Below are 24,929 nucleotides of genomic sequence, written 5' to 3'. Positions count from 1 at the left end.
ATGGCGGCAGATCAGTCAGCTCATGCAGCGACTGATACTGCGCAATCGGGGGCAAGCCCCCTCCCACATTTTTTGATCTCCAGCGTGTTGGAGACCGAGTCGGATCAGAACGCCGGCAGGATCGCGCCTTTGTACTTCTCTTGGATGAATTGCTTCACCTCAGGGGTGTGCAGGGCTGCAATCAGCTTTTTCATCGCGTCCGAATCCTGGTTGTCTTCGCGGCTCACGAGGATGTTCACGTAAGGCGAGTCATTGCCTTCGATCACCAGGGCGTCCTTGGACGGGTCCAGCTTGGCTTCCAGCGCATAGTTGGTGTTGATCAGCGCCAGGTCGACCTGGGTCAGCACGCGCGGCAGGGTGGCGGCTTCGAGTTCGCGGAATTTCAGGTTTTTCGGGTTTGCGGTGATGTCCTTGATGGTCGACAGGATATTGGTCGGGTCCTTCAGGGTGATCAGGTTGTGCTTGGCCAGCAGCAACAACGCGCGGCCACCGTTGGTGGCGTCGTTCGGGATCACCACGTTGGCGCCGTCAGGCAGGTCTTCCAGTTTTTTGTACTTGCTGGAGTAAGCGCCCAGAGGCTCCAGGTGCACAGCGCCGACGCTCACCAGGTGAGTGCCTTTGGCTTTGTTGAATTCATCCAGGTATGGCTGGTGCTGGAAGAAGTTCGCATCCAGGCGCTTTTCCGCTACCTGGACGTTGGGCTGTACGTAATCGGTGAAGACTTTGACTTGCAGGTCCACGCCTTCTTTGGCGAGGGCAGGCTTCACGAATTCCAGGATTTCCGCGTGGGGCACCGGCGAGGCAGCGACTTTCAGGGTCTCGGCGGCGTGGGCGGAAAACGCGGCAACGGCGGCGAAAGCAACCAGTAGTTTTTTCATCCAACAAGCTCCTTGTTCGGGCATGTGCCGGCTTTTGACCGGCAATGGCCGTTATTTTCGAGAAAAGTGCACCACCAGCTTGTCGCCGACGGTTTGCAGAATTTGCACCAGGATCAACAGCATTACCACGGTGACCACCATCACGTCGGTCTGGAAGCGCTGGTAACCGAACCGGATCGCCAGGTCACCCAGGCCGCCGGCGCCGACAACACCGGCCATGGCCGTGTAGGACACGAGGGTAATCGCCGTCACCGTTATCGCCGCGAAGATGCCGGGGCGTGCTTCGGGCAGCAGAGCGTTGATGATGATCTGGCGGGTGCTGGCGCCCATGGACTGGGTGGCCTCGATGATGCCGCGGTCCACTTCACGCAAGGCGGTTTCCACCAGGCGGGCGAAGAATGGCGTGGCTCCTACGACCAGCGGCGGGATCGCGCCCGCTACGCCCAGGGAGGTACCGGTGATCAGCACAGTGAACGGGATCATCACGATCAGCAGGATGATGAACGGCAGCGAGCGCAGGATGTTCACGATCAGCGACAGCAGTGCGTACAGGCCTTTTTGCTCGAACAGCTGGCGTGGGCTGGTCAGGAACAGCAGCACGCCCAAAGGCAGGCCCAATACCACGGTGAAGAACAGCGAACCGAACAGCATGATCATGGTGTCGCCGGTGGCGAGCCAGATTTCGGACCAGTCGATATTGGCGAAGAAACTCAAGAAAACGTCCATCAGCGCAGCACCTCCATGTGGACGTCTGCGGCGGTAAAGCGGGCAAAGGCCGCTTCCATGTCACCGCCGGTGACCGCAAGGGTCAGTTGCCCGTAGGGGATGTCTTTGATGCGGTCGATGCGGCCGGCGAGGATGCTGTAGTCCACCCCCGTTTCGCGGGCGACGGTGCCCAGCAATGGCGCGTAGGTCGCTTCACCCTGGAATGTCAGCCGTACGATGCGACCCGGTACATGGGCGAAGTCATCGCGCTGCTCGCCTTCATCGACCTGCTCGGCTTCCTGCACGAAGCGCTTGGTGGTCGGGTGCTTGGGGTGCAGGAACACGTCGGCCACCGAGCCTTGCTCGACGATCACGCCGGCATCCATCACGGCGACTTGGTCGCATACGCGGCGGATCACATCCATTTCATGGGTGATCAGCACGATGGTCAGTTTCAACTCGCGATTGATCTCGGCCAGCAGTTGCAGGACCGAGGCGGTGGTTTGCGGGTCGAGGGCGCTGGTGGCCTCGTCGCACAGCAGGATTTTCGGCTTGGTCGCCAGGGCGCGGGCAATGCCGACGCGCTGCTTCTGGCCACCGGACAACTGCGCCGGGTACTTTTTGGCGTGGTCCGACAAGCCGACGCGGGCCAGCAGTTCAGCCACGCGCAGGTCGATGTCCTTGCGCGACAATTCGCCGGCCAGGGTCAGTGGCAGGGCCACGTTGTCGGCAACGGTCTTGGACGCCAGCAGGTTGAAGTGCTGGAAGATCATCCCGACCTGCTGACGGAAACGGCGCAGGCCATTGGCGTCCAGGGCGGTGACTTCTTCGCCGTCCACCGTGATCTGGCCGCCGCTGGGCTCTTCCAGGCGGTTGATCAGGCGCAGCAGCGTGCTTTTACCTGCACCCGAGTGGCCGATCAGGCCAAACACCTGGCCGTTTTCGACGCGCAGGCTGGTGGGGTACAGCGCGGGAATATCCTTACCGGCGACGCGGTAGGTTTTATGGACGTTTTGAAACTCGATCACGTAGCGAACCTTGTGGGGCGCATTGAAAAGGGATCAGCGGTTAGCCGGGCGCGCATTTTAGCCTGTCCGTATAGCGTTTCTTAGCATTTATTTCGCATTCAACCAGTGATTTGGCAATAACGCGATCAAAGGTCATAAAAAAGGAACGGCAGAAAACCGTGTCAGTCACTACTTAAGCAACTCGATTTCCCAGGTGCCGTGCCTGGGGTTTTGCTCAAACGAGCCGGGGACCGCTCTGGCCACTTTGAATAAGGAGTTTTGACTGATGAGTACCAAGAAGCCAGCCACCCCGTCGAAGAGTGAACTTGCAGGCACCGACACCCTGGACCGTGGCAACACCAACGCCAAGCTGCAAGCCCTGGAGGAATTCCGTTCCGATGCGACCGGCCAGGCCCTGCGTACCAACCAAGGCGTGAAGATTTCCGACAACCAGAACACCTTGAAAGTCGGCGCCCGCGGCCCCTCGCTGCTGGAAGACTTCATCATGCGTGAAAAAATCACGCACTTTGACCATGAGCGTATCCCCGAGCGCATCGTGCATGCCCGGGGCACCGGCGCCCATGGCTATTTCCAGACCTATGAAAACCATTCCGCGCTGAGCAAGGCGGGTTTCCTGCGTAACCCCGAGCATAAAACCCCGGTGTTCGTGCGTTTCTCCACCGTGCAGGGCCCGCGTGGCTCGGGCGATACGGTGCGTGACGTGCGCGGTTTCGCGGTGAAGTTCTTCACAGACGAGGGCAACTTCGACCTGGTCGGCAACAACATGCCGGTGTTTTTCATTCAGGATGCGATCAAGTTTCCCGACTTCGTGCATGCGGTAAAACCTGAGCCGCACAACGAAATTCCTACCGGCGGCTCGGCTCACGATACGTTCTGGGATTTTGTTTCGTTGCAGCCGGAGTCGGCGCACATGGTGATCTGGGCGATGTCTGACCGCGCCATTCCAAAAAGCCTGCGTGCCATGCAGGGGTTTGGCATTCACACCTTCCGCTTGATCAATACCGAAGGTAAGTCCAGCTTTGTGAAGTTCCACTGGCACCCGAAGGTCGGCACCTGCTCCCTGGTGTGGGACGAAGCGCAAAAGCTGGCCGGTAAAGATACCGATTACCACCGTCGTGATCTGTGGGAAGCGATTGAAAGCGGCGACTACCCTGAGTGGGAGTTGGGTGTGCAGATCGTTGCGGAAGAAGACGAGCATAAGTTCGACTTTGACCTGCTCGATCCGACCAAGATCATCCCCGAGGAACTGGTGCCGATCACGCCGCTGGGCAAGATGGTGCTGAACCGCAACCCGGATAACTTCTTTGCCGAAGTCGAGCAGGTCGCGTTTTGCCCGGGCCATATCGTGCCGGGTATCGACTTCACCAACGACCCGTTGCTGCAAGGTCGTCTGTTTTCCTACACGGACACGCAGATCAGCCGCCTCGGTGGGCCGAACTTCCATGAGCTGCCGATCAACCGGCCGGTAGTACCTTTCCACAATGGCCAGCGCGACGCCCAGCATCGCACCGTGATCGACAAGGGCCGTGCTGCTTACGAGCCGAACTCGATCGATGGCGGCTGGCCGAAAGAAACGCCACCGGCTGCCCAGGATGGCGGTTTCGAAACCTATTACGAGCGCGTCGATGCCAATAAGGTACGTGAGCGCAGTGAGTCGTTTGGCGACCACTTCTCCCAGGCTGCGCTGTTTTTCCACAGCATGAGCCACCACGAGAAAGAGCACATCATCGCGGCCTACAGCTTCGAGTTGGGCAAGGTGGAGCGCGAGTTTATCCGCGCGCGGCAGGTCAACGAGATTCTGGCCAATATCGATCTGGAACTGGCCAAGCGCGTGGCGCAGAACCTTGGTCTGCCGGCGCCGACCAAAGGCACGGTAGCGCCGCGTGAGTCTTCGCTGAAAGAGTCGCCGGCATTGAGCCAGGTGAACCTGCTGTCCGGCGATATCAAGACGCGCAAAGTCGCGATTCTCGCGGCTGACGGTGTGGATGGCGCGGCAATCGATGCGCTTAAAAAAGCACTGGCGGCAGAAGGTGCCCATGCCAAGTTGCTGGGGCCGACCTCGGCGCCGGTGAAGACGGCGGATGGCAAGCGCCTGCCGGTGGATGCGTCGATGGAAGGCATGCCGTCGATTGCGTTTGACGCCGTGTTTATTCCAGGCGGAAAAGAGTCGGTGAAAGCACTGAGCGGTGATGGTGTGGCATTGCATTACGTTCTGGAAGCCTACAAACACCTGAAGGCGATTGCGGTTGCCAGTGACGTGAAGCCACTGCTGGATCTGCTGAAGCTGGAGACGGATGCGGGGTTGATCGTGGGTTCGGATGCGAAAGCGTTCAAGGCGTTTTTTGCCGCGATTGCACAGCATCGGGTTTGGGATCGTGAGGCGAAGGCTAAGGCGATTCCGGCTTAAGTTATTGGTTGCTTGTTAGATCGCTATCGGGGGCAAGCCCCTCTCACGTTTGAATTGTGAATACATTCAATTGTGAGAGGGGCTTGCCCCCGATGCGTTATTCCGCCTTGCGCGGAGTCAGCACAACCTGCGCCGGAATATGTTTCAGAATCTGCCGGTGGATCTTCAGGTCATACCCCGAATCAATACGCTTCACCCGTTTGGTCAGCAATGTGGCCAGCCACGGGTAATCCTGGGTGCGTGGCGCCTGGATCGTCACATCACACTGGTAATTCACCACGTCGGTGGCAATCGCATCCAGTTGATGGCGCAGCGCTTCAATATCAGTAAGGTTCAGCGCCACGGTGGTGCTTGGCGCGGCCGGGTCGATGACTTTGGCAGCGGGCTTGGCTTCGGCGGCCTTGAGGGCCTCTTCGGCTTTATCCAGCTCGACTTTACGGGCGTGGGTGATGGCGCTGTTGACGCCACCGGTCAGCGCCGGTGCCTTGGGCATCAGCGCGCGGGCACGGCTCAGGGCGGTGGCGGCGGCGTTTACGTCGCCTTTTTGCAGCACGATCTGGCTTCGCTGCAGGTAAGCCTCGGCCAATTGACGTTGGTAGGGTTCCAGCGTCGGGTCATTGGGCGACTGGGCCTGCAGCGAGGCCAGTTGGTCTTCGGCGGTGGCCAGCTCACTGCTGGCCAGGTTTTGCTCCAGCTGCGCGATGGCCGCAGCACGCGGATCCGGGGCCTCTGGGGCGGCGGGCGGTGTGCTTTGACAGGCGCCCAGCAGCAGGGAAAACGCGGCAAGGAGCAGATAACGGGAGGTGAACAGCTTCATTCCTGCGACTCTCTATTTGCGCAAAAAGCGAGCAAGTCTACACCCCTCGACGGGGCAGGACAAAACTCAGCAGAAATAGGGCGGCCGCCGTGACTACGATCGACGGTCCGGCCGGTGTGTCCTTGAACCATGACAACGCCAGGCCCCCACACACTGCCAGCATCCCCAACAGGCTGGCACCGATTGCCATCTGCTCCGGCGAGCGGGCGTGGCGCTGGGCGGCGGCGGCGGGAATGATCAACAGCGATGTGATCAACAATACGCCGACAATCTTCATCGCGACAGCGATCACCACGGCAATCAGCAGCATCAGGGCCATGCGCAACGCGGATACGGGCAAGCCCTCGACCCTGGCCAGTTCTTCATGCACCGTGATGGCCAGCAGTGGGCGCCACAGGGCGACCAACAGCACCAATACGGCGGCGCTGCCGCCGAGAATCCAGGCAAGATCGGTGGGGCTGATCGCCAGCAGGTCGCCGAACAGATAGGCCATCAGGTCGATGCGCACTTCATGCATAAAGCTCAGCACCACCAAGCCCAGGGACAGCGTGCTCGGCGCCAGGATGCCCAGCAGGGTGTCCGAGGCCAGTGGCTGGCGCTGTTGCAGGGTCACCAGCAGTACCGCCAGCAGCAGGCAGCCCACGGTCACGGCGATGGTCGGGCTCACATCCAGCAGGAAGCCCATGGCCACGCCCAGCAGCGCGGCGTGGGACAAGGTGTCGCCAAAGTACGCCATGCGCCGCCAGACCACGAACGAGCCCAGTGGGCCCGCCACCAGCGCCAGAGCCAAGCCTGCCAGCAGGGCGTAAAGCAGAAAATCAGCCATGCTTGCAGCTATCTCCATGAGCGTGGGTGTGGGGCGTCGCGGGATCGTCAACGACAGCGCCATGCAGGTCATGGGCGTGATCGTGATGGTGGTGATAGATCGCCAGGCTCTGGGCATTCTTGCCGAACAGTTCGACGAACGCCGGGTCGCTGCTGACTTGTTCCGGGTGGCCGGAGCAGCACACGTGGCGGTTGAGGCATACCACCTGGTCGGTGGTGCTCATCACCAAGTGCAAGTCATGGGAGACCATCAGCACGCCGCAGCCATGGCGGTCGCGCAGGCGGGTAATCAGGCTGTACAGGTCGGCCTGGCCGGCGACGTCGACGCCCTGCACGGGTTCATCCAGCACCAGCAACTCGGGCTCGCGCAACAGGGCACGGGCCAGCAGCACGCGCTGCATTTCGCCGCCGGAGATGCTTTGCACCGGGCTGTCGATGACCTGCTCGGCGCCGACCTCCTTGAGGGCCGCCTGCGCGCGGGCGCGGTCCACACCGGGCACCAGGCGCAAAAACCGCAGTACGGACAAGGGCAAGGTTGGATCAACGTGCAGCTTTTGCGGCATGTAGCCCACGCGCAGCCTGGGCTTGCGCCACACGCTGCCGGTGTCGGGCTTGAGCAAGCCGAGTACGGCGCGCACCAGGGTGGTCTTGCCGGCGCCATTGGGGCCGATCAGGGTGACGATCTGCCCCGGTTCGACGCTCAACGCGATGTTATCCAGCACGTTTTGCCCGGCAAACGTGACGCCGACCTGCTCCAGGCGGATTAACGCGTTGCTCATCAAGCCCCCTGGCAGCCCGAGCACAGGCCGACCACTTCGACCGTCTGCCCTTCGACCCGGAAGCCTACGTCGGCGGAGCTCTTGATGATGGCGTCGCTGATGCTCTTTTGTTCAAGCTCGATGGCGGCGTGGCACTCGCGGCAGATCAGGAACTGGCCCTGATGCGCGTGTTCCGGGTGGTTGCAGCCGACAAAAGCGTTGAGCGAGGCAATGCGGTGCACCAGGCCGTTTTCCAGCAGGAAATCCAGCGCGCGGTACACGGTCGGCGGCGCGGCGCGGCGGCCGTCCTGCTCGCTGAGCACGCCCAGGATGTCGTAGGCACCCAGGGGCTTATGGCTCTGCCAGACGAGTTCCAGCACCCGGCGACGCAGGGCGGTCAGGCGCAAGCCTTTCTGTGCGCACAGGGTGTCGGCCTCCGACAGCGCGGTATGCACGCAGTGAGAGTGGTCGTGTGGACGGCTGGCAAGCGGTGTTTTAGGCATGAGCGGCGACAGATATTTGATAGAGACGTTATTATGTTACCCGTTCCTACGTCATTGAGTGGTCATCGTGTCCCGACTTTTTCCCGTTTTTGTCGTATTTGTCACCAGTTTGTTCCTCGCTGGCGCCGCTCAGGCCGAGGTCAAGGTGCTCACGAGCATCAAGCCATTGCAGTTGATTGCCGCTGCCGTGCAGGACGGTGTGGCGGTTCCGGAGGTGTTGCTGCCGCCGGGTGCATCGCCCCATAACTTCGCCTTGCGCCCATCCGACGTACGGCGTGTGCAGTCGGTCGATCTGCTGTATTGGATCGGGCCGGACATGGAGGGCTTCCTGCCTCGCGTGCTCAAGGGGCGTACCGCACCGACCGTAGCGGTTCAAGACCTGCCCGGGCTGAAATTGCGTCGGTTCGCCGAAGATAGCCATTCCCACGCCGACGATGCCGACGAACATGACCATGATCACCGCCCGGGGAGCCTGGATGCGCACCTTTGGCTGTCCACGGTGAACGCTCGGGTGATCGCAGCGCGCATGGCCGCTGACCTCAGTGCTGCCGACCCCGTGAACGCCGCGCGTTATCAGAGCAATGCCAAGGCTTTCGACGAGCGCCTTGATGCACTGGATGCGCGCCTGAAAAAACGCCTGGCGAGCATCGGTGACAAACCTTACTTCGTGTTCCACGAAGCCTTTGATTACTTCGAAGACGCCTACGGACTCAAGCACACCGGCGTGTTCAGCGTTGCTGCCGAAGTGCAGCCTGGCGCCCAGCATGTGGCGGCGATGCGTACGCGTTTGCAGGAAGTGGGCAAGACCTGTGTGTTCAGTGAGCCGCCGTTGCGTCCGCGTTTGGCCGAAACCCTGGTGGCAGGTTTGCCGGTGAAGCTGGCGGAATTGGATGCGCTGGGCGGCTACACCCCGGCCACGGCCCAGGGTTATGAGCAGGTGCTGGAGAAATTGGGGAATGACTTGGCAGGTTGCCTGGAGTCGTTATAAGCCGCAGCGCAGATCAAATGTGGGAGGGGGCTTGCTCCCACATTTTGACCGGGTTGGTCCTTAGAGCGCGAATGGCAGGTGGACGCTGACCTGCTGACGCTGCGTCAACCGATGCTCGAACTCGGCGGGATCGTGGATCAACACATCCTGCCCGGCAAACGATTCAGCGGCGATCAGGCGCGACAGCCAGAACCGCACGCACGCCACCCGCAGCATGGTCGGCCATAGCTCGGCCTCCTTGGCCGTGAACGGCCGCAGGCCCGCGTAGGCACCCAGCAGCGCACGGGCGCGCGGGCCATCAATCACGCCATCGGCGTCCGAACACCAGTCATTCAGGGCGATCGCCACGTCGTACAGCATCGGGCCCGAGCAGGCATTGTAGAAGTCGATCAGACCCGTCAGGTGCGTGCCCTCGAACATCGCGTTGTCACGGAACAGGTCGGCGTGCACGTTGGCGCGTGGCAGGGCGAGGATCTCGGCCTTATGGGCCTCGATTTCAGTCAATGCTGCTTGCAGCAGGCTTTGCTGCGCATCGTCCAGGTGCGAAATCAGCTGCGCGCCTTCGCTGAGCATCCAATCCAGCCCGCGATCGGTCTTGCGCTCCAGCACCTTCTCGCCCTGCGTCGCCAAGTGCAGATGGCCGAGCAGGTCGCCGACCTGGGCGCAATGCTGTGGGTTGGCCTCCTTGATGTGCTTGCCGGCCAGGCGCGGTTGCAGCAGTGCCGGTTTGCCGGCCAATTCGCGCAGGGCCACGCCATCGGTGGTGCGCAGGGCGTAGGGCACCGGCAGGTCGGCGTCGTGGAGCACGTCGAGCAGTTCGATGAAGAACGGCATTTCCTGCACAGGGCCGCGCTCAACCAGGGTCAGGACGTACTCGCCCTGTTCCAGGCTGATAAAGAAGTTGGTGTTTTCGCTACCAGCGGCAATCCCCTGGAAGTCAAGCAGGCGGCCGAGCCCGTAGGGGGCGAGAAAGGTTTCCAGCTCGGGCCGAGCCAGGGGGGTGAACACAGACATGGTTAAAACTGCCAGTACGGGCGCCGCAGTGGGCGGCGCCAATTGAAGTTAAGAAATCATTTCCATTCGAATATCTTCCATGACGGGATCAGCATATCCGGCTGGTCAGAGCGGATGAAGTTCGCGTCGGTTCCGTCCGCGCGTACCAGGAAATACGGAGGCGCACCTTTTACGGTCACCTTGATTGCATACAGGAAACCGTTTTGACGGTACTCCTGGATAGTCCGGTCGCCTTCCGTGCGAATGGTCACTTCCGGATCACCCGAAGGCGCGCTGTCTGCCGCCATGGCAGCCATCGGAGCGAGTGCAATCAGGCCGGTCAACAGCAGGCGATTGAATGTACGCATGATAACCTTGTCCCTTTGTTTTCATTGGTCCGGCTATTCTAGCGCCTGACCCGCCGAAAAGGTTGATCCTGCTCATGAGCCAAGCCCCCCTCGTCCTGGTGGACGGTTCGTCTTACCTGTACCGCGCGTTCCACGCGCTGCCACCGCTGACCACCTCCAAAGGCCTGCCGACCGGTGCGGTCAAGGGCGTGTTGAACATGCTCAAAAGCCTGCGCAAGCAGTACCCGGACAGCCCGTTCGCGGTAGTGTTCGACGCCAAGGGTGGGACGTTTCGCGATGACATGTACGCCGAATACAAGGCCAACCGCCCAAGCATGCCCGATGACATGCGCGTGCAAATCGAGCCCCTGCACCAGAGCGTGATCGCCCTGGGCTTCCCTTTGCTGTGCGTCGAAGGCGTCGAGGCCGATGACGTGATCGGCACCCTGGCCCGCAGCAGTGCCGCCGCTGACCGTCCGGTGGTGATCTCCACCGGCGATAAGGACATGGCGCAGTTGGTCGACGGGCACATTACCCTGGTCAACACCATGACCGGTAGCTCGATGGACATCGAGGGCGTAAAGGAGAAATTTGGCGTCGCTCCGGAGCAGATCATCGACTATCTGGCGTTGATGGGCGATTCGTCCGACAACATCCCGGGCGTTCCGGGCATTGGTCCGAAGACCGCTTCCGGCTTGCTGGTGGGGGTGAACGGCGGCCTCAAAGAACTTTATGAGCAGTTGGATATTGTGCCGAGCCTGCCGATCCGAGGTGCCAAGACGCTGCCGGCGAAGCTGGAAGAGCATAAGGAGATGGCATTCCTCTCCTATCAGTTGGCGACGATCAAGATCGATGTGCCGCTGGACGTGGGTCTGGACGATTTGCACCTGATTGAACCGGATCGCGAAAAGTTGCTGGAGCTTTACACCCTGCTGGAGTTCAAGAGCTGGTTCGATGAGATTCAGCGCGATGCCAAGCGAGTGGAGCTCAAGGCCGCGCCTGTTGCCGAAGAGGTTATTGAAGCTACTCCTGCGTCACCCGCAGAAACGACCTACACCACGATCCTTGACCAAGCCACATTCGATGCCTGGCTGAAGAAGCTCAACGACGCGACGTTGTTCGCTTTCGACACCGAAACCACCGGGATCGACGCTCAACAGGCGCAACTGGTGGGGGTTTCCTTCGCCGTGCAGCCCCATGAAGCCGCCTACATCCCGCTGACCCATTCCTACATCGGTGCGCCGCAGCAGCTGGATCGCGACACCGTGCTGCTGGCCTTGAAGCCATTATTGGAAGACCCGAGCAAGCTCAAGGTCGGCCAGCACGCCAAGTTCGATATGAATATCCTGGCCAACTGTGCCATCGGCGGCGACCCGGCGAATGGCATCAGCGTGCGCGGTATCGCGTTCGACACCATGCTTGAATCCTACGTGTTGAATTCCACTGCGACCCGCCATGACATGGACAGCCTGGCCAAGAAGTACCTGGACTACGACACCGTCAGTTTCCAGGACATCGCCGGCAAAGGCGCCAAGCAGCTCACGTTCGACCAGATCCCGCTCGAACAGGCTGGCCCTTATGCCGCCGAGGATGCCGACGTGACGCTGCGCCTGCATCAGGCACTGTACGCGCAGCTCACGGCCATACCGAGCCTGGCAAGTGTGCTGACGGACATCGAAATCCCCCTGGTACCGGTGCTGGCGCGTATCGAACGCCAGGGCGCCCTGGTGGATGCGCAGCTGCTCGGTGTCCAGAGCATCGAGCTGGGCAACAAGATGGTCGAACTGGAGCGCCAGGCGTTCGAGATCGCCGGCGAAGCATTCAACCTGGGTTCGCCCAAGCAGCTCGGCGCGATTCTCTACGAGAAACTCGGCCTGCCGGTGCTGAAAAAGACGGGCAAGGGCCAGGCATCCACGGCAGAGGAAGTGCTGGCCAAGCTGGCCGAAGATGACTATCCGCTGCCCAAGGTACTGATGCAGTACCGCAGCATGAGCAAGCTGAAAAGCACTTACACCGACCGCTTGCCGGAGCAGATCAACCCGCGGACCGGGCGTGTTCACACCTCTTACCATCAGGCGGTGGCGGCGACCGGGCGGCTGTCTTCCAGCGACCCGAACCTGCAGAACATCCCGGTGCGCACCGCCGAAGGGCGGCGCATCCGCCAGGCGTTTGTCGCGCCCAAGGGCTACAAACTGCTGGCGGCGGACTATTCGCAGATCGAGCTGCGGATCATGGCGCACCTGTCCAAGGACGAAGGGCTGATGAATGCGTTCCGTAACGACCTGGACGTGCATACCGCCACGGCGGCCGAGGTGTTCAAGGTCGAATTGGCTGAGGTCACCTCCAATCAGCGTCGCAGTGCCAAGGCGATCAACTTTGGCCTGATCTACGGCATGGGGGCACAGAAGCTCGGCAAGGACATCGGTGTCGATACCAAGACCGCCAAGGCTTACATCGATGTGTACTTCGCCCGCTACCCAGGGGTTCGCGAGTACATGGAGCGCACCCGCGCCCAGGCTGCCGATCAAGGCTACGTAGAAACCTTCTTCGGACGTCGGCTGTATTTGCCGGATATCAACTCCAACAAGCCCCAGGAGCGCGCGGCCGCAGAACGCACGGCGATCAACGCGCCGATGCAGGGCACTGCGGCGGATATCATCAAGAAAGCCATGGTGCTGGTGGATAACTGGCTGACCGCGTCGGGCCTGGATGCCAAGGTGATCCTGCAGGTACACGATGAACTGGTGCTGGAGGTGCGTGAGGATCTGGTGGCAGAGGTCAGCGAGAAGATTCGCGAGCACATGAGTGCGGCGGCGCAGTTGGATGTGCCGTTGGTGGTGGACGTTGGCGTAGGCGACAACTGGGACGAAGCGCACTGATTTCGCGGCATCGCCACCACCGAGCGTGGTGGCGCAGTGCTTTAGATCGGAAATCCGCTTCAGTTATTTCCAATAGTTTTTTGAACCTGCCGGAACTTAACCTGTGAACTGCTACTCAGAGTTACTGAATGGGTGGTGAAGCCCTTCAATGCTCCTATGTTGTGTTAAGTGTTGGCAGATATCCGGACCCCGCCCTAGCGGTCCGGTACTTGAACCCCGAACTTCCCCTCCCCATACGAAGTCCGGGGTTTTTTTTGCCCGCAGAAAAGTTACTCGGCGAGTTCCGCGCCTTTGTCAGCCAACTCCATCCAGCCGGCCAGCACGGTATAGGCATCTTCCAGGCCCATGCGCTTGGGGGCCGAGAACAGCTGGATGGTGATTGTGTCACCCCAACCCTTGCGGATTTCGGACTGCACTTTGAGCAGGGTGTTCTTGGCGGCGCCGTAGGTGAGCTTGTCGGCCTTGGTCAGCAGGATATGCATCGGCATGCCGCTGGCGACCGCCCAATCCAGCATCAGCAGGTCGAAGTCGGTCATTGGATGACGGATGTCCATCATCAGGATCAACCCCTTCAAACTCTCGCGGCCACCCAGGTAAGCCTCCAGGTGACGCTGCCAGTGCAGCTTCAGCGGGATAGGTACTTTTGCATAACCGTAGCCCGGCAGGTCGACCAGACGCCGATCATCGTCTAGCTTGAAGAAGTTGAGTAACTGCGTGCGGCCCGGGGTTTTCGAGGTGCGCGCGAGGCTGGCGTGGGTCAGGGTGTTCAGTGCGCTGGATTTACCGGCGTTGGAGCGACCGGCAAAGGCGACTTCAAAGCCTTCGTCATCGGGGCATTGGTCAACTTTGGCGGCGCTGAGCATGAAGGTGGACTGTTGGCACAGGCCGAGGATGGGGTTCTTGAGTTGCATGAGATTTCCGATGTGGGCGGTGCCGAAAAAGGGTGCGGCAAGCGGTGTCGTTTCCGTTTCAGTAGCGCCAGTATATAATGCCGCAGATTTTGTGTGTGCTTTGTCCCAGCGAAGGATGAAGTTCACGGGAGCGATAGACCTTTATTGCGCATTAGAACGCAAAACGCTCTCAAACCCTGAAAAGGTCGATGTATGACCCGATGGTTGCTCGCTTTCGGTGCCCTGGTTCCGCTGTATGGCGCTCAGGCTACACAGGATCCGGAAGCGGTGTACAACCGAGTTTGCGTGGCTTGCCATGCCGGCCAACTGCCGAACGCCCCGAAACGGGGTGACCAGGCAGCCTGGGCGCCAAGACTGGCGCAGGGCATGGACACGCTGGTGCAACACGTGACCCAGGGTTTCAAGGCAATGCCGCCGCGTGGTTTGTGCATGGACTGCAGTACCGAGGATTACCAGGCCATCATTGAGTTGATGGTGAGTAAACCCGGTAGATAACTCTTAAACCCTTAGCCGTAGTTGGATTAGCTGATGAACAAACTGATCGTGAGTCTGCTGTTGACCTTGGGCATCACCGGTGTTGCCGTCGCCGCAGAGGGCCCCCTTAAAGGTGATGCCACTGCCGGTCAAGCGAAAGCCGCCGTATGTGGTGCCTGCCATGGGCCGGATGGTAACAGCCCGGCGCCGAACTTCCCCAAATTGGCCGGCCAGGGTGAGCGTTACCTGACCAAGCAGATGCACGACATCAAGGATGGCAAGCGCACGGTCCTGGAAATGACCGGCCTGCTGACCAACCTCAGTGATCAGGACCTGGCGGATATCGCGGCGTATTTTGCCAGCCAGAAAGGCAGTGTGGGAGCTGCTGATCCGAAACTGGTGGCCCGTGGTGAGAAACTGTTCCGCGGCGGTGACCTGGATAAAGGCCTGCCTGCCTGCACCGGTTGCCACTCGCCCAATGGCGCGGGCATAGCTGCCGCCGGCTTCCCGCACCTGAGCGGCCAGCACGCCACTTACATTGCCAAGCAACTGACCGATTTCCGTAAGGAAGAGGCAGGGCGAGCCAATGATGGCGACGCGGCAATCATGCGCACCATCGCCCGCAAGCTGAGTGACGAGGACATTGCCGCCGTCTCCAGCTACATCCAGGGCCTGCACTAAGTGCCCCGGCAACGTTAACGCTCGATTAATCCATCGATGCAAGCATAAAAAGGGTGGCTTAGGCCGCCCTTTTTTGTGGCCGCTGCCGTTACACTAACGAACTCATGCCCGCGTAGACCTGTCACAACAAAGGTCGCGTGAGGCGACTTTATTTGTCCAGGAGTAAAGCATGCGTAATCTGATCCTCAGCGCCGCTCTCGTCACTGCCAGCCTTTTCGGCATGACCGCGCAAGCTGCCGATGTGCCGCTTGAAGCCGGTAAAACCTACGTTGAATTGGCCAACCCAGTGCCGGTTTCGGTACCGGGCAAGATCGAGGTGGTGGAGCTGTTCTGGTACGGCTGCCCGCATTGCTACGCTTTTGAGCCGGTCATCAATCCTTGGGTCGAGAAGCTGCCCAAGGACGTGAACTTCAAGCGCATCCCCGCCATGTTCGGCGGCCCATGGGATGCACACGGCCAACTGTTCCTGACCCTGGAAGCCATGGGTGTGGAGCACAAGGTCCACAACGCGGTATTCGACGCCATCCAGAAACAAGGCAAGCGCCTGACCAAGCCGGACGAAATGGCTGACTTCATTGCCACCCAAGGCGTCGACAAGGACAAGTTCCTGGCCACCTTCAACTCCTTCGCCATCCAGGGCCAGATCAAGCAGGCCAAGGAACTGGCGCAGAAGTACGGCGTGCAAGGCGTACCGACCATGATTGTCAACGGCAAGTACCGTTTCGACCTGGGCACCACCGGTGGTCCTGAAGCGACCCTCAACGTTGCCGACCAGTTGATTGCCAAAGAACGCGCAGCCAAGTAAGGGGCTCCTCATGCGCCGCTGGGGTACTGAACGTGTGGTTGGCCTGCGTGAACCGCAGGTCAACGAACATCATCTGGAGTCCACAGGTTTGCCGGCCGACAACCGCCTGCGCCTGCTCAGCTTCAATATCCAGGTGGGCAACAGCACCGAGAAGTACCGACACTACCTCACCCGGGGCTGGCAGCATTTGCTGCCCCACAACGGACGGGCCGGTAACCTGCAGAAGATCGGCGACCTGTTGAATGATTTCGACCTGGTCGCCCTGCAGGAAGCCGACGGCGGCAGCATGCGTTCCGGCTATATCAATCAGGTCGAACACCTGGCGCACCTCGGGGCCTTCCCCTACTGGTACCAGCAGCTCAATCGCAACCTCGGACGCCTGGCGCAGCACAGTAATGGTGTGCTCAGTCGTTTGAAGCCCACCTCCATCGAAGATCACCCATTGCCGGGCCCCAAGGGGCGCGGGGCGATTCTCGTGCGGTTTGGCGAAGGGCCTGAGGCCTTGGTGGTGGTGATGATGCACCTGGCGCTCGGGGGGCGTACGCGCAACCTGCAGTTGGCCTACGTGCGCGACCTGATCGGCAACTACAAGCATCAGGTGTTGATGGGTGACATGAACACCCATGCGAACGACCTCCTGCTGAATTCCCCGTTGCGTGACCTCGGGTTACTGGCGCCGCAAGTCGAAGCCACGTTCCCCAGCTGGCGCCCGCAACGCTGTCTTGACCATATCCTGCTCAGCCCGAGCCTCACACTCGAGAGTGTGCAGGTACTGGCGCAGCCCATCTCCGATCACCTGCCAGTCGCGGTAGAGATTCGTCTGCCGGGTTCGCTCACGGCTGATGCATTGCCCGCGTTGAGCCCCGGCCCTCGCGGACCCCTTGCATGAGCGACGACGCCCAGCGCTGGAAAGAAAAATACCTGTTAAGCATCGAGCAACAAGAAAAGCTCGAACGCCGTTGGGCTGCCCGCCTCGACCTGCTGCGTCGTGGGCTGGTGCGCAGCACACTGGCGGCAGAAGGCACCGACCGCGCGGTTGACCAGTGCATGAAGGAAATGCGCGACGTCGTGCGTACCGACGACATGGACGCCGCCCTCGCCGCCTTGCTGCCGCGCCTGGAGAAGGCGGTACTGGATTCGGAGCAGCGCCGCGAAACCCGGATCGACCAGATGAGCACCGCACTGACCTCCCTGGTCACGCAGTTGCAAAAGCTGCCGCTGCCCCGTGAGGTCGCCCGTCCGCTGAAAACCTTTGCCAAGCAGTTGGATGGCCGCGTCAGTCAGGCGCGCGAGATTCCCTTATTGCTCAGCGAGTTGAGCAGCCTGCAAGGGCAGGCGCTGGATAACCTGGAGCCGGACGGTGAAACCGTGCGTCCCGGGCCGGGTTTGTTGCAACGCCTGTTTGGGGCCAAGGACGCTTCGAGCGAGGCGCCGGCCAGCGAGCCCATCCCCAGTCCGCCGCCGGCCCCTGTTGCCCCCAAGCCCGCCGCCGAGCCCCAGGAGCCCGAGCAGTCCGACGAGTTGACGCAAGCGTTGCGGGCCTTTGCGCCGCCGCCTCAGGCGCCGCTTGCCGCGCAGCCCGAAGCCGCAGCGCCCGCCAAGGCCGCCGATGTCGCCAGTGAAAAGTTTGTGTACGAGGCGCCTGCCCAAAGGGCCGCAGTAGCTGCGGCTGTCGACGTATCTCCAGCACCTGTCGAGCCCTGGGAGCCTGAGCCGCAGTTGCAAGAGCCCGCCACCGAAAGCGCGCTCGCCGCCTTTATCGAAACGCCGCAGGTTGCCGTCGAGGCGCCGCAGGAGACGGTGATCGGCAGCCTCTCGTTCCCTCCGGTTCTTGACGTCGAAGAACCGGACCCCGACGAACTTCAATCGGATGGCCTCTACTCCCTGCCGGATTCACCGGAGCCATCGTACAGCTCCGTGGCCAAGCACATCGAAGATACCCTGATCGGCCTGCTGGAGGAGCTGGCCCTGCCCGAGCGCCATCGGCCCCAGGCCGAAGCCATGCGTGAACGCTTGGCCCACGGCTTGAATTGGTACGAATTGCTGCCGATCCTCGATGACCTGGCGGTGCTGATGCTGGCGATCACCGACAGCGGCCAGCACGAGTTTGAGGCTTACCTCAAACAGCTCAACGAACGCCTTGAAGCCTTCCAGGGCCATCTGCAGGTGGCCAGCGACGGCCATGCCGACAGCCGCTCCGCTGCCAGGGAGCTGGACACGCAGATTCGCGAACAGGTCGACGGCCTGCAAAGCAGTGTCCAGGAAGCCGCGGACCTGGACAGTCTCAAACAGGTGCTCGAAAGCCATCTGGAGGGTTTGCTCGGGACCATGGACGAGCACCAGCAACAACGTGACCAGCGCGAGCAGGAAGTGGCGGCGCGCCTGAAAGGCCTGGCCGAGCGGGTCGCCAATATGGAGCAGGAAGCCCAGGGTTACCGTGAGCACCTGGAGGTGCAACGCCAGAAGGCCCTGGTCGATCCGCTCACCGGTTTGCCTAACCGTGCGGCCTGGAGCGAGCGTCTGGACCATGAGGTCAATGCCTGGCACCAGCGTGGCAATAGCCTGTCGCTGGCGATGTTGGACCTGGATCACTTCAAGCGCATCAACGATGGCTATGGCCATCTGGCGGGTGACAAGGTGCTGAAAATCATCGCCAACGTCCTGCGCAAGCGCCTGCGCCCCAATGACTTTATAGCGCGGTTTGGCGGTGAGGAGTTTGTGTTGCTGATGCCTGACTCGTCCCTCTCGGACGCCCTGGCAGTGGGGGAAGTACTGCGTGCCGCGATTGCCGCCTGCCCATTCCACTTCAAGGGCGAGCCGGTGACGATTACCGTGTCCATGGGCGTGGCGCAACTGCAGCCGGGTGAGCGCAGTGAGCTGGCGCTCAAGCGAGCCGACGAGGCGTTGTATCGGGCCAAGGCGGCTGGGCGTAATCAGGTGCAGGCCGCGTAAAAGGCGTTCCATCGTGTAATTTGACCGCTGGCCACAAACGGTACGTTACACTGTTGCATTATCGTCTTCAGCGTACTGTCTTCCGCCATGAAATCCTTGTACTTCGCCTGTGTATTTCTTCTGCTCGCCGGCTGCGCCAGTGGTCCGCGCCTGGACACCCGCCACCCTTCGGCGAATCACGACAACCGCGTGCAGTTCGTGGTCGTGCACTACACCTCCACTAACCTTGAGCGTTCCCTCGCCCTGCTGACCCACGGCCAGGTCAGCGCTCATTACCTGATCGGTGACGACGCCGGCGCCACCATCTACAAGCTGGTGGATGAGAGCCAACGTGCCTGGCATGCGGGAGAAAGCGAGTGGATGGGGCGTACCTGGCTCAATTCCAGCTCCATCGGCATCGAGATCGTAAACCCTGGCTACAAGGACACCCCGACGGGCCGCTTGTGGTACCCCTACTCCGAGGCCCAGGTGAAATCGCTGGTGGTGCTGCTCAAGGACATCAGCAAGCGCAATGGCATCGACCCCAGGAACATCATCGGCCATAGCGATATCGCGCCGCTGCGCAAGCTCGACCCGGGGCCGCTGTTCCCCTGGAAGCGCCTGGCCGATGAAGGCCTGAGTGTGTGGCCGGATGCCCAGGCCGTCGCCCGTTTCCAGGTGCAGTACGCCGCTGAATTGCCGAGCGTTACCTGGTTCCAGGAAGAATTGGCGCTCCTCGGTTACCCGACACCCCAGACGGGTGAGTTGGATGTCGCCACGCGCCATGTGATCGCGGCGTTCCAGATGCGCTTCCGGCCATCCCGGTTCGATGGTGTGCCGGATGCCGAAAGTGCTGCCATCCTGCGTGCCCTGAACCGGCGCTAGCTGGCGCCTACAAGGGCAGCGCCATATAGAACTGGGTGCCCTGCCCCGGCCGCGAATACACCCCCATACGGCCGCCGTGCAATTGCACGATCTCCTTGCACAGCGCCAGCCCCAGGCCGGCGCCGCCCTTCTTGCGCCCAACCTGGACAAAGGGTTCGAAGATGCGCCCTTGCTGGCCATAAGCGATACCTTCGCCGTTGTCTTCGACGCTGATAATCACCCGTTCGCCATGACGTCGGGCCTGCAGGCGAATCTGCCCGCCGTCGGCGGTATGACGCAGGGCATTGCCCAGCAGGTTGTCGAGTACCCGTTCCAATTGCGCCTGGTCGGCATACAGCCGTGGCAGGTCGGATTGCACTTCTACCAGCAGTTCGATGTGTTGCGCATTGGCGGGCTCCACAAAGCGCGCGCGGGCGTGTTCGAGCAGATCGGTCACGTCGCAGGGGCCCAAGGTGAGTTTCTGCAGGCCGTTCTGGTAGCGCGAGAAATTGAGCAGGTCGTTGATCAACTGCATCAGGCGCTGCATTTCTTCATTGACCGTATCCAGCAGGTCCGCTTCACGGGAGTCCGGCGGGAACTTCGCGCGTTCACGGAACAGGCCGAACGCCATGTGCATGCCGGTCACCGGCGTGCGCAGTTCATGGGAGGCGCGCAAGACGAATTCGCTGCGTACCCGTTCGAAGGCGCGCTGTTCGGTAACGTCGTGCAGCACCATCACCGCCCCAAGGATATGTCCCTGGGTATGGCTGACGGGGGTGAGGCTGTAGGTCAGTAGGCGCAGTTCGCCCTCGACTTCGACTTCCAGATCCTCCGGCGCGCGCTCCAGAGTGCCGCCGCGCAACACCAGTTGCAGTTGTTCATCCAGCTCCGGGCGCACCAGGGCTTCGCCAAGGCCTTGGCCGAGGCGTTCCTCGTCCCAGCCCAATTGGCGCTGTGCAACGGGGTTGAGATGCTCCAGGCGGCCTTGGCGGTCAATCATCAGCAGGCCGTCGTCGATGCTGTCGAGCACGGCTTGCAGGCGTTGCTGGCCGGCCAGCAGTTCGTCAACGTTAGTCGCCTGATGCTGGCGCACCGCCTCGGCCATAAGACCAAAGCGACGCGTCAACAGGTTCATTTCCGCTGCCGAAGAGAGCGGCAGCGTCACTTCAAAATCGCCCTGGCCGATCTTGTCCGCTGCTTTTGCCAGCGCTTCGATCGGGCCGCCAAATCGCCGGGCGATGCCATGGGCCGTGACAAATCCGATGATCAGCACGGCAAGGCCCACCAACCCCAGCAAACCGGCGATCAGCAAGGCGCGTGCGCGGGATTTATGTTCGCTGGTGCTGATGTTTTCCAAGGCCTGCTTATGTTCGGCAATCAGCCCGTTACGCAGCACATTGAAGGTTTCGGTGAGTTTTTCCTTGCTGCCCGGTGGTGGCGACGCCTGCTGGGATTGCTCGAAGGCGTCCAGCAGGTCCTGGTATTGGGCCCGCGCCTGGCTGAAGCCGTGGCTATGGCCGTCGCGTTGCTCATGGGCGATGCCTTGGTCCAGCAGGTCGAAGTAACGCTGCTTGGAGCTTTGCAATGCCTGCGGATCGGGGCGATGTTCCAGCATCATGATCAATTGATCGCCCAGGCTTTGGCGCAGTTTGAGCCCCAGGTCCAGCGTGACGAAGTTGCTGCGAATCAGGGACTCCTGGGTCTTGGCCATTTGCATGACGCTGACCAGACCCAGGATCAGACCCAGCAAGGCGACGGTGATCAGCGCTGAGATACTCAGGAACAACCGAGTGCGCAGTTTCATCGCTAGCTTCATAGGGTGCAGCTCACAGGTTGTACTGTTTGCGTTTGCGGTACAGGGTCGACGCGTCGATGCCGAGGGTGCGGGCGGCCTGGTCCAGGGTATCGCTGGTGGCCAGTACGGCGCCGATATGGGCTTTCTCCAGCTCGTCCAGGCTCAGCGCCGCGCCAATTCGTGGGGCGTTATTGGTCGGTTGCTCGGCCATGCCGAGGTGGATGATTTCGACCTTTTCCTGTGGGCAGATGATGCTGGCGCGTTCCACCACGTTGCGCAGTTCGCGGATATTGCCTGGCCAGCGATAGTTGAGCAGCGCTTCGCGCGCCTGATCACTGAAGCCTCGCGCCGGGCGGGCGTATTCCTTGACGAAGCGCGCCAGGAAACGGTCTGCCAGGGTGAGGATGTCTTCACTGCGCTCGCGCAGCGGTGGCAGGTGCAAGGTGATGACGTTGAGGCGATACAGCAAGTCTTCACGGAAGCGACCGTCGCGCACCATGTCTTCCAGGTTCAGGTTGGTGGCGGCCAGGATACGCACATCGGCGCGACGGGTGACCGGGTCGCCCACGCGCTCATACTCTTTGTCCTGGATAAATCGCAGCAACTTGGGTTGCAGAGTGAGGGGAAAGTCGCCGATCTCGTCGAGAAACAGCGTACCGCCGTCCGCCTGGTTAACTCGGCCCAGCGTACTCTCACTGGCACCGGTAAAGGCGCCACGGCTATGGCCGAACAGCTCGCTTTCCATCAGTTCTGCCGTCAGGGACGGACAGTTGATGGTCACGCAGGATTTCTTCGCGCGCTTGCTCCAGCCGTGAATGGCCCGGGCCAGTTCGCCTTTACCCGTGCCGGACTCGCCGAGGATCAGGATGTTGGCATCGGTGCCCGCCACCTGGCGTGCGGTTTCAAGCACAACCATCATTGACGGGCTGTGGGAGTCGAGGCCGTCTTTCTGCTGGCGTACGGCGCCTTCCAATACTTCCAGGCGCGCGGAAAGTTGGCGCACTTCCAGCTGTTTGGCGGTGGCCAGGCGAAGTTGGTCGGGGCTGCAAGGCTTGACCAGGTAGTCGGCGGCACCGGCCTGGATTGCGTCCACGGCGGTATCCACGGCGGAATGGGCGGTCACGATCACCACGCGCATCCACGGCGCTTGGATACGCATCTGGGCCAATACCACCAGGCCATCGTCTTCACCCAGGCGCAGGTCCAGGAAGCACAGGTCGAACACCTGGCGTTGCATCAGGGCATCGGCCTGGGCGGCGCTGTTGGCGGTGGCGACGGTGTAGCCTTCATCTTCCAGGCAATAACGGAAGGTGCGGAGGATCGCGGACTCGTCATCCACTAAAAGAATGCGGCCTTGAAGTTCCTTGGCTGATTCCATCTGTCCCGCGCTCCTTAACTATATAAATGATGGTGTTTAGTCCCGGAATAATCGGGCAAGTTGCATGGTTTATTCTGATCGATAAAAGGCGATGTCGTGCAGCTATCTGCGCGGCTTCCTGCGAAGTCCCGCCTGACAGCGTTTTCATGCTGTCTGTCCCTTCGGCACCACCCTCTGTGCTTTCTATCCCTTCATCCGACCACTGACCATCGTGCATTTCGCACGGCGTAGTAGGCGGCATCGTGCAGGATGCTGGGCGAATGACCTAATGCATATATTTAAGTTGTTGATTTTATTGATGTTTATTTTATAAAAAAGCTGGCATGCGCTCTGCAATAGCTATCCCAACGAATAATCAGAATGTGGGAGAAATGCAGCATGACTCGCCAAAGCCTCAGCCAACTGCGTGTATCGCCACTGCGCTTGCAACAAGGGCTGTTTGCCAGCCTGGCCCTGATGGTCACGCTGATTGCAGGCCAGCAGTTGCAGCAATGGCAGCAGAGTCAGCAGCAAGCCCCATCGTTCGACCGTCCGGTTACGACCCAGACCCATTTCAGTTCCATTGGCACCCGTAGCGCCGATGTAACCGCCCCGCAATTGCGTGTGGCCGACCAGGATTCCACCCTGGGCGAGCTGCCGACTCAAGAGCGTTGGGTGTTTTAAGCAAGAACGTCGGTCGCTTGATGTCGAGCGCCCGTCCGGCACTACCGCTGTTACCTCTTAAAAGAAGCGTAAGGAGAATCACCATGTTGAGTTGGGCAATCACATTTCTGATCATCGCCATTGTGGCTGCAGTCTTGGGCTTCGGTGGTATCGCGGGCACCGCCACGGGTATCGCCAAGATTCTCTTTGTCGTCTTCCTGGTGATGTTCATTGCTTCGTTCTTCTTTGGTCGTCGCGGCCGAGGCTGAATATGACCACTTTGTCCCTCAAAGCCATTGCTGCCGCCCTGCTCTTGGGCGGCAGCGGCTTGGCGATGGCCGCCAATGACGGCCAATCCCGAGCCAACGAATTGCTCAGTGCGGACCCGCAATACCGCGAGACCTGGCAAGGCGTGGTAAAGAAAGAAGAGCGCCTGCCGGAATGGGTGATGAACCTTTCGGGCACGGCCGAGCAAATGAATGCCGTGGAAGAAGATGGCGACAAGTACCTGGTGGGGCCGCTCTGCGAAACTGCGGATACATGCCTTCAAAAGCGCCTGATCGTCGCCTTCAGCCTCGATAAGGAAGATGCCTACGCCATGTTGGTGGAAGTCCCGGCCGGTTTGCCGGCGGACAAGTCCCCGACGCGGCACGCCGATTATCGGTTTATCGGTAAGCCGGACGAAGGCATGCAAAAGCTGCTCATGGAGCAGCTGAAGAAAGATCCGAATTGGTACTAGGTTGCGTCTGACGCGTCTGTCGTCTGCGCAATCAGCGTCCATAGAAAGAAGCCCCCCGCTTCTTTCTGTCTGCATTGCCCGCCAAGGGTGATGCATGACCAGGGGGCCGGGTTGCTCTGATCAATCGGGATCGGCGTGACCTACGGGCACAGGGAGTGCCTGCGCAAGGGCCGGGTCAGGCGAAAAGCTGCGACGCAGGTTCACAAGCCCACGGCTTGCTGAACTTGCGGCGGGCTTGTGACTCTTATTCCCGCCTCATATGCCGCCCATAGCCGTAAATCCTGATTTTGCTTTCGACCAACCATTACTGGGTGTGTCGGGGCGACCATCTATCGAGAAAGTTTTGCTCGCGCCATAGGACGTTTCCGACGCTCGACGGCAGAGTTCCCGGGCATTTCTGCCAACCTCTCCAAGACCTGCAAAATCTCTGCGCGAGCCTGAATTGGCCGGTTCACGGCATATTCACCGGACAAAATGTCACATTTGAACTGACCGTTCGGACAGTTATTATGGAAAAAAGTCATGCCGATTTGGCATGGGGTAGGCGTTTACGGCATTAGACGTCGTCCCCTTGCATGGGA

Annotated in this window: 24 protein-coding genes; 12 read left to right on the top strand and 12 right to left on the bottom strand. The window is 60.8% G+C overall.

Translation table 11 applies throughout. The features are described from left to right. Positions 1-104 precede the first annotated feature (104 nt). Genes AC07OP_RS09215 through AC07OP_RS09205 form a run of 3 tightly spaced genes read right to left on the bottom strand, consistent with a single transcriptional unit; the run spans position 105 to position 2,611 of the window. A complete protein-coding gene (locus tag AC07OP_RS09215) occupies positions 105-878 on the bottom strand; it encodes a MetQ/NlpA family ABC transporter substrate-binding protein (protein WP_027608041.1) in 774 nt (257 codons plus the stop codon). A gap of 51 nt (positions 879-929) precedes the next feature. Continuing rightward, positions 930-1,604, bottom strand: a complete 675-nt coding sequence (locus tag AC07OP_RS09210) for a methionine ABC transporter permease (RefSeq protein WP_098480654.1) — start codon at positions 1,602-1,604, stop codon at positions 930-932. Further along, positions 1,604-2,611: a methionine ABC transporter ATP-binding protein gene (locus AC07OP_RS09205; RefSeq protein ID WP_495100740.1), complete on the bottom strand. Its 1,008-nt coding sequence runs from the start codon at positions 2,609-2,611 to the stop codon at positions 1,604-1,606. The genes AC07OP_RS09210 and AC07OP_RS09205 overlap by 1 nt, the downstream gene beginning before the upstream one ends. 265 nt (positions 2,612-2,876) lie before the next feature. Here AC07OP_RS09205 and katE point away from each other — a divergent pair, with 265 nt between their 5' ends. Further along, positions 2,877-5,018, top strand: a complete 2,142-nt coding sequence (katE, locus tag AC07OP_RS09200) for a catalase HPII (protein ID WP_495100739.1) — start codon at positions 2,877-2,879, stop codon at positions 5,016-5,018. 97 nt (positions 5,019-5,115) lie between these two features. Here the strand turns inward: katE and AC07OP_RS09195 are convergent, their stop codons facing one another. Genes AC07OP_RS09195 through zur form a run of 4 tightly spaced genes read right to left on the bottom strand, consistent with a single transcriptional unit; the run spans position 5,116 to position 7,921 of the window. Continuing rightward, positions 5,116-5,835 carry a PA5502 family lipoprotein gene (locus tag AC07OP_RS09195; protein WP_495100738.1) on the bottom strand — a complete coding sequence of 240 codons (720 nt, stop codon included), beginning with the start codon at positions 5,833-5,835 and terminating at the stop codon, positions 5,116-5,118. 37 nt (positions 5,836-5,872) lie between these two features. Further along, complete coding sequence (gene znuB, locus AC07OP_RS09190) at positions 5,873-6,661, bottom strand: zinc ABC transporter permease subunit ZnuB (protein WP_092488099.1); 789 nt, start codon at positions 6,659-6,661, stop codon at positions 5,873-5,875. Then, entirely contained in the window at positions 6,654-7,439 is a 786-nt protein-coding gene (gene znuC / locus AC07OP_RS09185; RefSeq protein WP_495100737.1) for a zinc ABC transporter ATP-binding protein ZnuC, read from the bottom strand. Before znuC ends, znuB begins: the two co-directional genes overlap by 8 nt. Beyond that, the gene (zur, locus tag AC07OP_RS09180) at positions 7,439-7,921 is read right to left on the bottom strand and encodes a zinc uptake transcriptional repressor Zur (protein WP_026136513.1); all 483 of its coding nucleotides are present in this window, start codon (positions 7,919-7,921) and stop codon (positions 7,439-7,441) included. Before zur ends, znuC begins: the two co-directional genes overlap by 1 nt. Before the next feature lie 58 nt (positions 7,922-7,979). Here zur and AC07OP_RS09175 point away from each other — a divergent pair, with 58 nt between their 5' ends. Further along, positions 7,980-8,909 carry a zinc ABC transporter substrate-binding protein gene (locus tag AC07OP_RS09175; protein WP_043293815.1) on the top strand — a complete coding sequence of 310 codons (930 nt, stop codon included), beginning with the start codon at positions 7,980-7,982 and terminating at the stop codon, positions 8,907-8,909. A gap of 60 nt (positions 8,910-8,969) precedes the next feature. Here the strand turns inward: AC07OP_RS09175 and AC07OP_RS09170 are convergent, their stop codons facing one another. Next, a complete protein-coding gene (locus tag AC07OP_RS09170; RefSeq protein WP_027608033.1) occupies positions 8,970-9,923 on the bottom strand; it encodes a homoserine kinase in 954 nt (317 codons plus the stop codon). A gap of 56 nt (positions 9,924-9,979) precedes the next feature. After that, complete coding sequence (locus AC07OP_RS09165) at positions 9,980-10,270, bottom strand: DUF2782 domain-containing protein (RefSeq protein WP_060756492.1); 291 nt, start codon at positions 10,268-10,270, stop codon at positions 9,980-9,982. Positions 10,271-10,344: 74 nt separating this feature from the next. On the opposite strand from AC07OP_RS09165, the gene polA reads away from it, so the two are divergent. Continuing rightward, the gene (polA, locus tag AC07OP_RS09160; RefSeq protein WP_495100736.1) at positions 10,345-13,128 is read left to right on the top strand and encodes a DNA polymerase I; all 2,784 of its coding nucleotides are present in this window, start codon (positions 10,345-10,347) and stop codon (positions 13,126-13,128) included. A 269-nt stretch (positions 13,129-13,397) separates the two neighbouring features. Here the strand turns inward: polA and yihA are convergent, their stop codons facing one another. Next, on the bottom strand, positions 13,398-14,039 hold the full coding sequence (gene yihA, locus AC07OP_RS09155; protein ID WP_027608030.1) for a ribosome biogenesis GTP-binding protein YihA/YsxC: 642 nt from the start codon (positions 14,037-14,039) through the stop codon (positions 13,398-13,400). Between the two features lie 192 nt (positions 14,040-14,231). On the opposite strand from yihA, the gene AC07OP_RS09150 reads away from it, so the two are divergent. From AC07OP_RS09150 to AC07OP_RS09125, 6 genes are all read left to right on the top strand, one after another. After that, a complete protein-coding gene (locus AC07OP_RS09150) occupies positions 14,232-14,534 on the top strand; it encodes a c-type cytochrome (RefSeq protein ID WP_027608029.1) in 303 nt (100 codons plus the stop codon). 33 nt (positions 14,535-14,567) lie between these two features. Then, positions 14,568-15,194: a c-type cytochrome gene (locus AC07OP_RS09145; protein WP_027608028.1), complete on the top strand. Its 627-nt coding sequence runs from the start codon at positions 14,568-14,570 to the stop codon at positions 15,192-15,194. 169 nt (positions 15,195-15,363) lie between these two features. Next, on the top strand, positions 15,364-15,999 hold the full coding sequence (gene dsbA, locus AC07OP_RS09140; protein WP_027608027.1) for a thiol:disulfide interchange protein DsbA: 636 nt from the start codon (positions 15,364-15,366) through the stop codon (positions 15,997-15,999). Positions 16,000-16,009: 10 nt separating this feature from the next. Next, positions 16,010-16,888, top strand: a complete 879-nt coding sequence (locus AC07OP_RS09135) for an endonuclease/exonuclease/phosphatase family protein (protein WP_065937860.1) — start codon at positions 16,010-16,012, stop codon at positions 16,886-16,888. Further along, entirely contained in the window at positions 16,885-18,951 is a 2,067-nt protein-coding gene (locus AC07OP_RS09130; protein ID WP_146476870.1) for a GGDEF domain-containing protein, read from the top strand. The genes AC07OP_RS09135 and AC07OP_RS09130 overlap by 4 nt, the downstream gene beginning before the upstream one ends. A gap of 87 nt (positions 18,952-19,038) precedes the next feature. After that, positions 19,039-19,815 (top strand): N-acetylmuramoyl-L-alanine amidase, encoded by a 777-nt coding sequence (locus AC07OP_RS09125; RefSeq protein ID WP_495100735.1) that lies wholly within the window; start codon positions 19,039-19,041, stop codon positions 19,813-19,815. A gap of 7 nt (positions 19,816-19,822) precedes the next feature. On the opposite strand, the gene AC07OP_RS09120 is transcribed toward AC07OP_RS09125, so the two are convergent. Together AC07OP_RS09120 and algB are read right to left on the bottom strand one after the other, a co-directional pair. After that, on the bottom strand, positions 19,823-21,610 hold the full coding sequence (locus AC07OP_RS09120) for a KinB sensor domain-containing domain (RefSeq protein ID WP_495100734.1): 1,788 nt from the start codon (positions 21,608-21,610) through the stop codon (positions 19,823-19,825). Positions 21,611-21,620: 10 nt separating this feature from the next. Then, a complete protein-coding gene (gene algB / locus AC07OP_RS09115) occupies positions 21,621-22,967 on the bottom strand; it encodes a sigma-54-dependent response regulator transcription factor AlgB (protein ID WP_027608022.1) in 1,347 nt (448 codons plus the stop codon). 378 nt (positions 22,968-23,345) lie between these two features. On the opposite strand from algB, the gene AC07OP_RS09110 reads away from it, so the two are divergent. From AC07OP_RS09110 to AC07OP_RS09100, 3 genes are all read left to right on the top strand, one after another. Beyond that, positions 23,346-23,630: a hypothetical protein gene (locus AC07OP_RS09110; protein ID WP_065938050.1), complete on the top strand. Its 285-nt coding sequence runs from the start codon at positions 23,346-23,348 to the stop codon at positions 23,628-23,630. 83 nt (positions 23,631-23,713) lie between these two features. Continuing rightward, complete coding sequence (locus AC07OP_RS09105) at positions 23,714-23,878, top strand: DUF1328 domain-containing protein (protein ID WP_003170804.1); 165 nt, start codon at positions 23,714-23,716, stop codon at positions 23,876-23,878. 2 nt (positions 23,879-23,880) lie between these two features. Continuing rightward, positions 23,881-24,348 (top strand): inhibitor of vertebrate lysozyme family protein, encoded by a 468-nt coding sequence (locus AC07OP_RS09100; protein ID WP_027608020.1) that lies wholly within the window; start codon positions 23,881-23,883, stop codon positions 24,346-24,348. Positions 24,349-24,929 lie beyond the last annotated feature (581 nt).

The organism is Pseudomonas sp. GW821-FHT09D08, assembly GCF_059416305.1.
The sequence above is the reverse complement of the archived record's forward strand: the minus strand, read 5'-3'. Positions and strand labels throughout refer to the sequence as shown.

Excerpts from the sequence above, each read along its gene's own strand:
- AC07OP_RS09215 (WP_027608041.1), bottom strand. The coding sequence starts at position 878 with ATGAAAAAACTACTGGTTGCTTTCGCCGCCGTTGCCGCGTTTTCCGCC.
- AC07OP_RS09210 (WP_098480654.1), bottom strand. The coding sequence starts at position 1,604 with ATGGACGTTTTCTTGAGTTTCTTCGCCAATATCGACTGGTCCGAAATC.
- katE (WP_495100739.1), top strand. The coding sequence starts at position 2,877 with ATGAGTACCAAGAAGCCAGCCACCCCGTCGAAGAGTGAACTTGCAGGC.
- AC07OP_RS09195 (WP_495100738.1), bottom strand. The coding sequence starts at position 5,835 with ATGAAGCTGTTCACCTCCCGTTATCTGCTCCTTGCCGCGTTTTCCCTG.
- znuB (WP_092488099.1), bottom strand. The coding sequence starts at position 6,661 with ATGGCTGATTTTCTGCTTTACGCCCTGCTGGCAGGCTTGGCTCTGGCG.
- znuC (WP_495100737.1), bottom strand. The coding sequence starts at position 7,439 with ATGAGCAACGCGTTAATCCGCCTGGAGCAGGTCGGCGTCACGTTTGCC.
- zur (WP_026136513.1), bottom strand. The coding sequence starts at position 7,921 with ATGCCTAAAACACCGCTTGCCAGCCGTCCACACGACCACTCTCACTGC.
- AC07OP_RS09170 (WP_027608033.1), bottom strand. The coding sequence starts at position 9,923 with ATGTCTGTGTTCACCCCCCTGGCTCGGCCCGAGCTGGAAACCTTTCTC.
- AC07OP_RS09165 (WP_060756492.1), bottom strand. The coding sequence starts at position 10,270 with ATGCGTACATTCAATCGCCTGCTGTTGACCGGCCTGATTGCACTCGCT.
- polA (WP_495100736.1), top strand. The coding sequence starts at position 10,345 with ATGAGCCAAGCCCCCCTCGTCCTGGTGGACGGTTCGTCTTACCTGTAC.
- yihA (WP_027608030.1), bottom strand. The coding sequence starts at position 14,039 with ATGCAACTCAAGAACCCCATCCTCGGCCTGTGCCAACAGTCCACCTTC.
- AC07OP_RS09150 (WP_027608029.1), top strand. The coding sequence starts at position 14,232 with ATGACCCGATGGTTGCTCGCTTTCGGTGCCCTGGTTCCGCTGTATGGC.
- AC07OP_RS09145 (WP_027608028.1), top strand. The coding sequence starts at position 14,568 with ATGAACAAACTGATCGTGAGTCTGCTGTTGACCTTGGGCATCACCGGT.
- dsbA (WP_027608027.1), top strand. The coding sequence starts at position 15,364 with ATGCGTAATCTGATCCTCAGCGCCGCTCTCGTCACTGCCAGCCTTTTC.
- AC07OP_RS09135 (WP_065937860.1), top strand. The coding sequence starts at position 16,010 with ATGCGCCGCTGGGGTACTGAACGTGTGGTTGGCCTGCGTGAACCGCAG.
- AC07OP_RS09130 (WP_146476870.1), top strand. The coding sequence starts at position 16,885 with ATGAGCGACGACGCCCAGCGCTGGAAAGAAAAATACCTGTTAAGCATC.
- AC07OP_RS09125 (WP_495100735.1), top strand. The coding sequence starts at position 19,039 with ATGAAATCCTTGTACTTCGCCTGTGTATTTCTTCTGCTCGCCGGCTGC.
- AC07OP_RS09120 (WP_495100734.1), bottom strand. The coding sequence starts at position 21,610 with ATGAAGCTAGCGATGAAACTGCGCACTCGGTTGTTCCTGAGTATCTCA.
- algB (WP_027608022.1), bottom strand. The coding sequence starts at position 22,967 with ATGGAATCAGCCAAGGAACTTCAAGGCCGCATTCTTTTAGTGGATGAC.
- AC07OP_RS09110 (WP_065938050.1), top strand. The coding sequence starts at position 23,346 with ATGACTCGCCAAAGCCTCAGCCAACTGCGTGTATCGCCACTGCGCTTG.
- AC07OP_RS09105 (WP_003170804.1), top strand. The coding sequence starts at position 23,714 with ATGTTGAGTTGGGCAATCACATTTCTGATCATCGCCATTGTGGCTGCA.
- AC07OP_RS09100 (WP_027608020.1), top strand. The coding sequence starts at position 23,881 with ATGACCACTTTGTCCCTCAAAGCCATTGCTGCCGCCCTGCTCTTGGGC.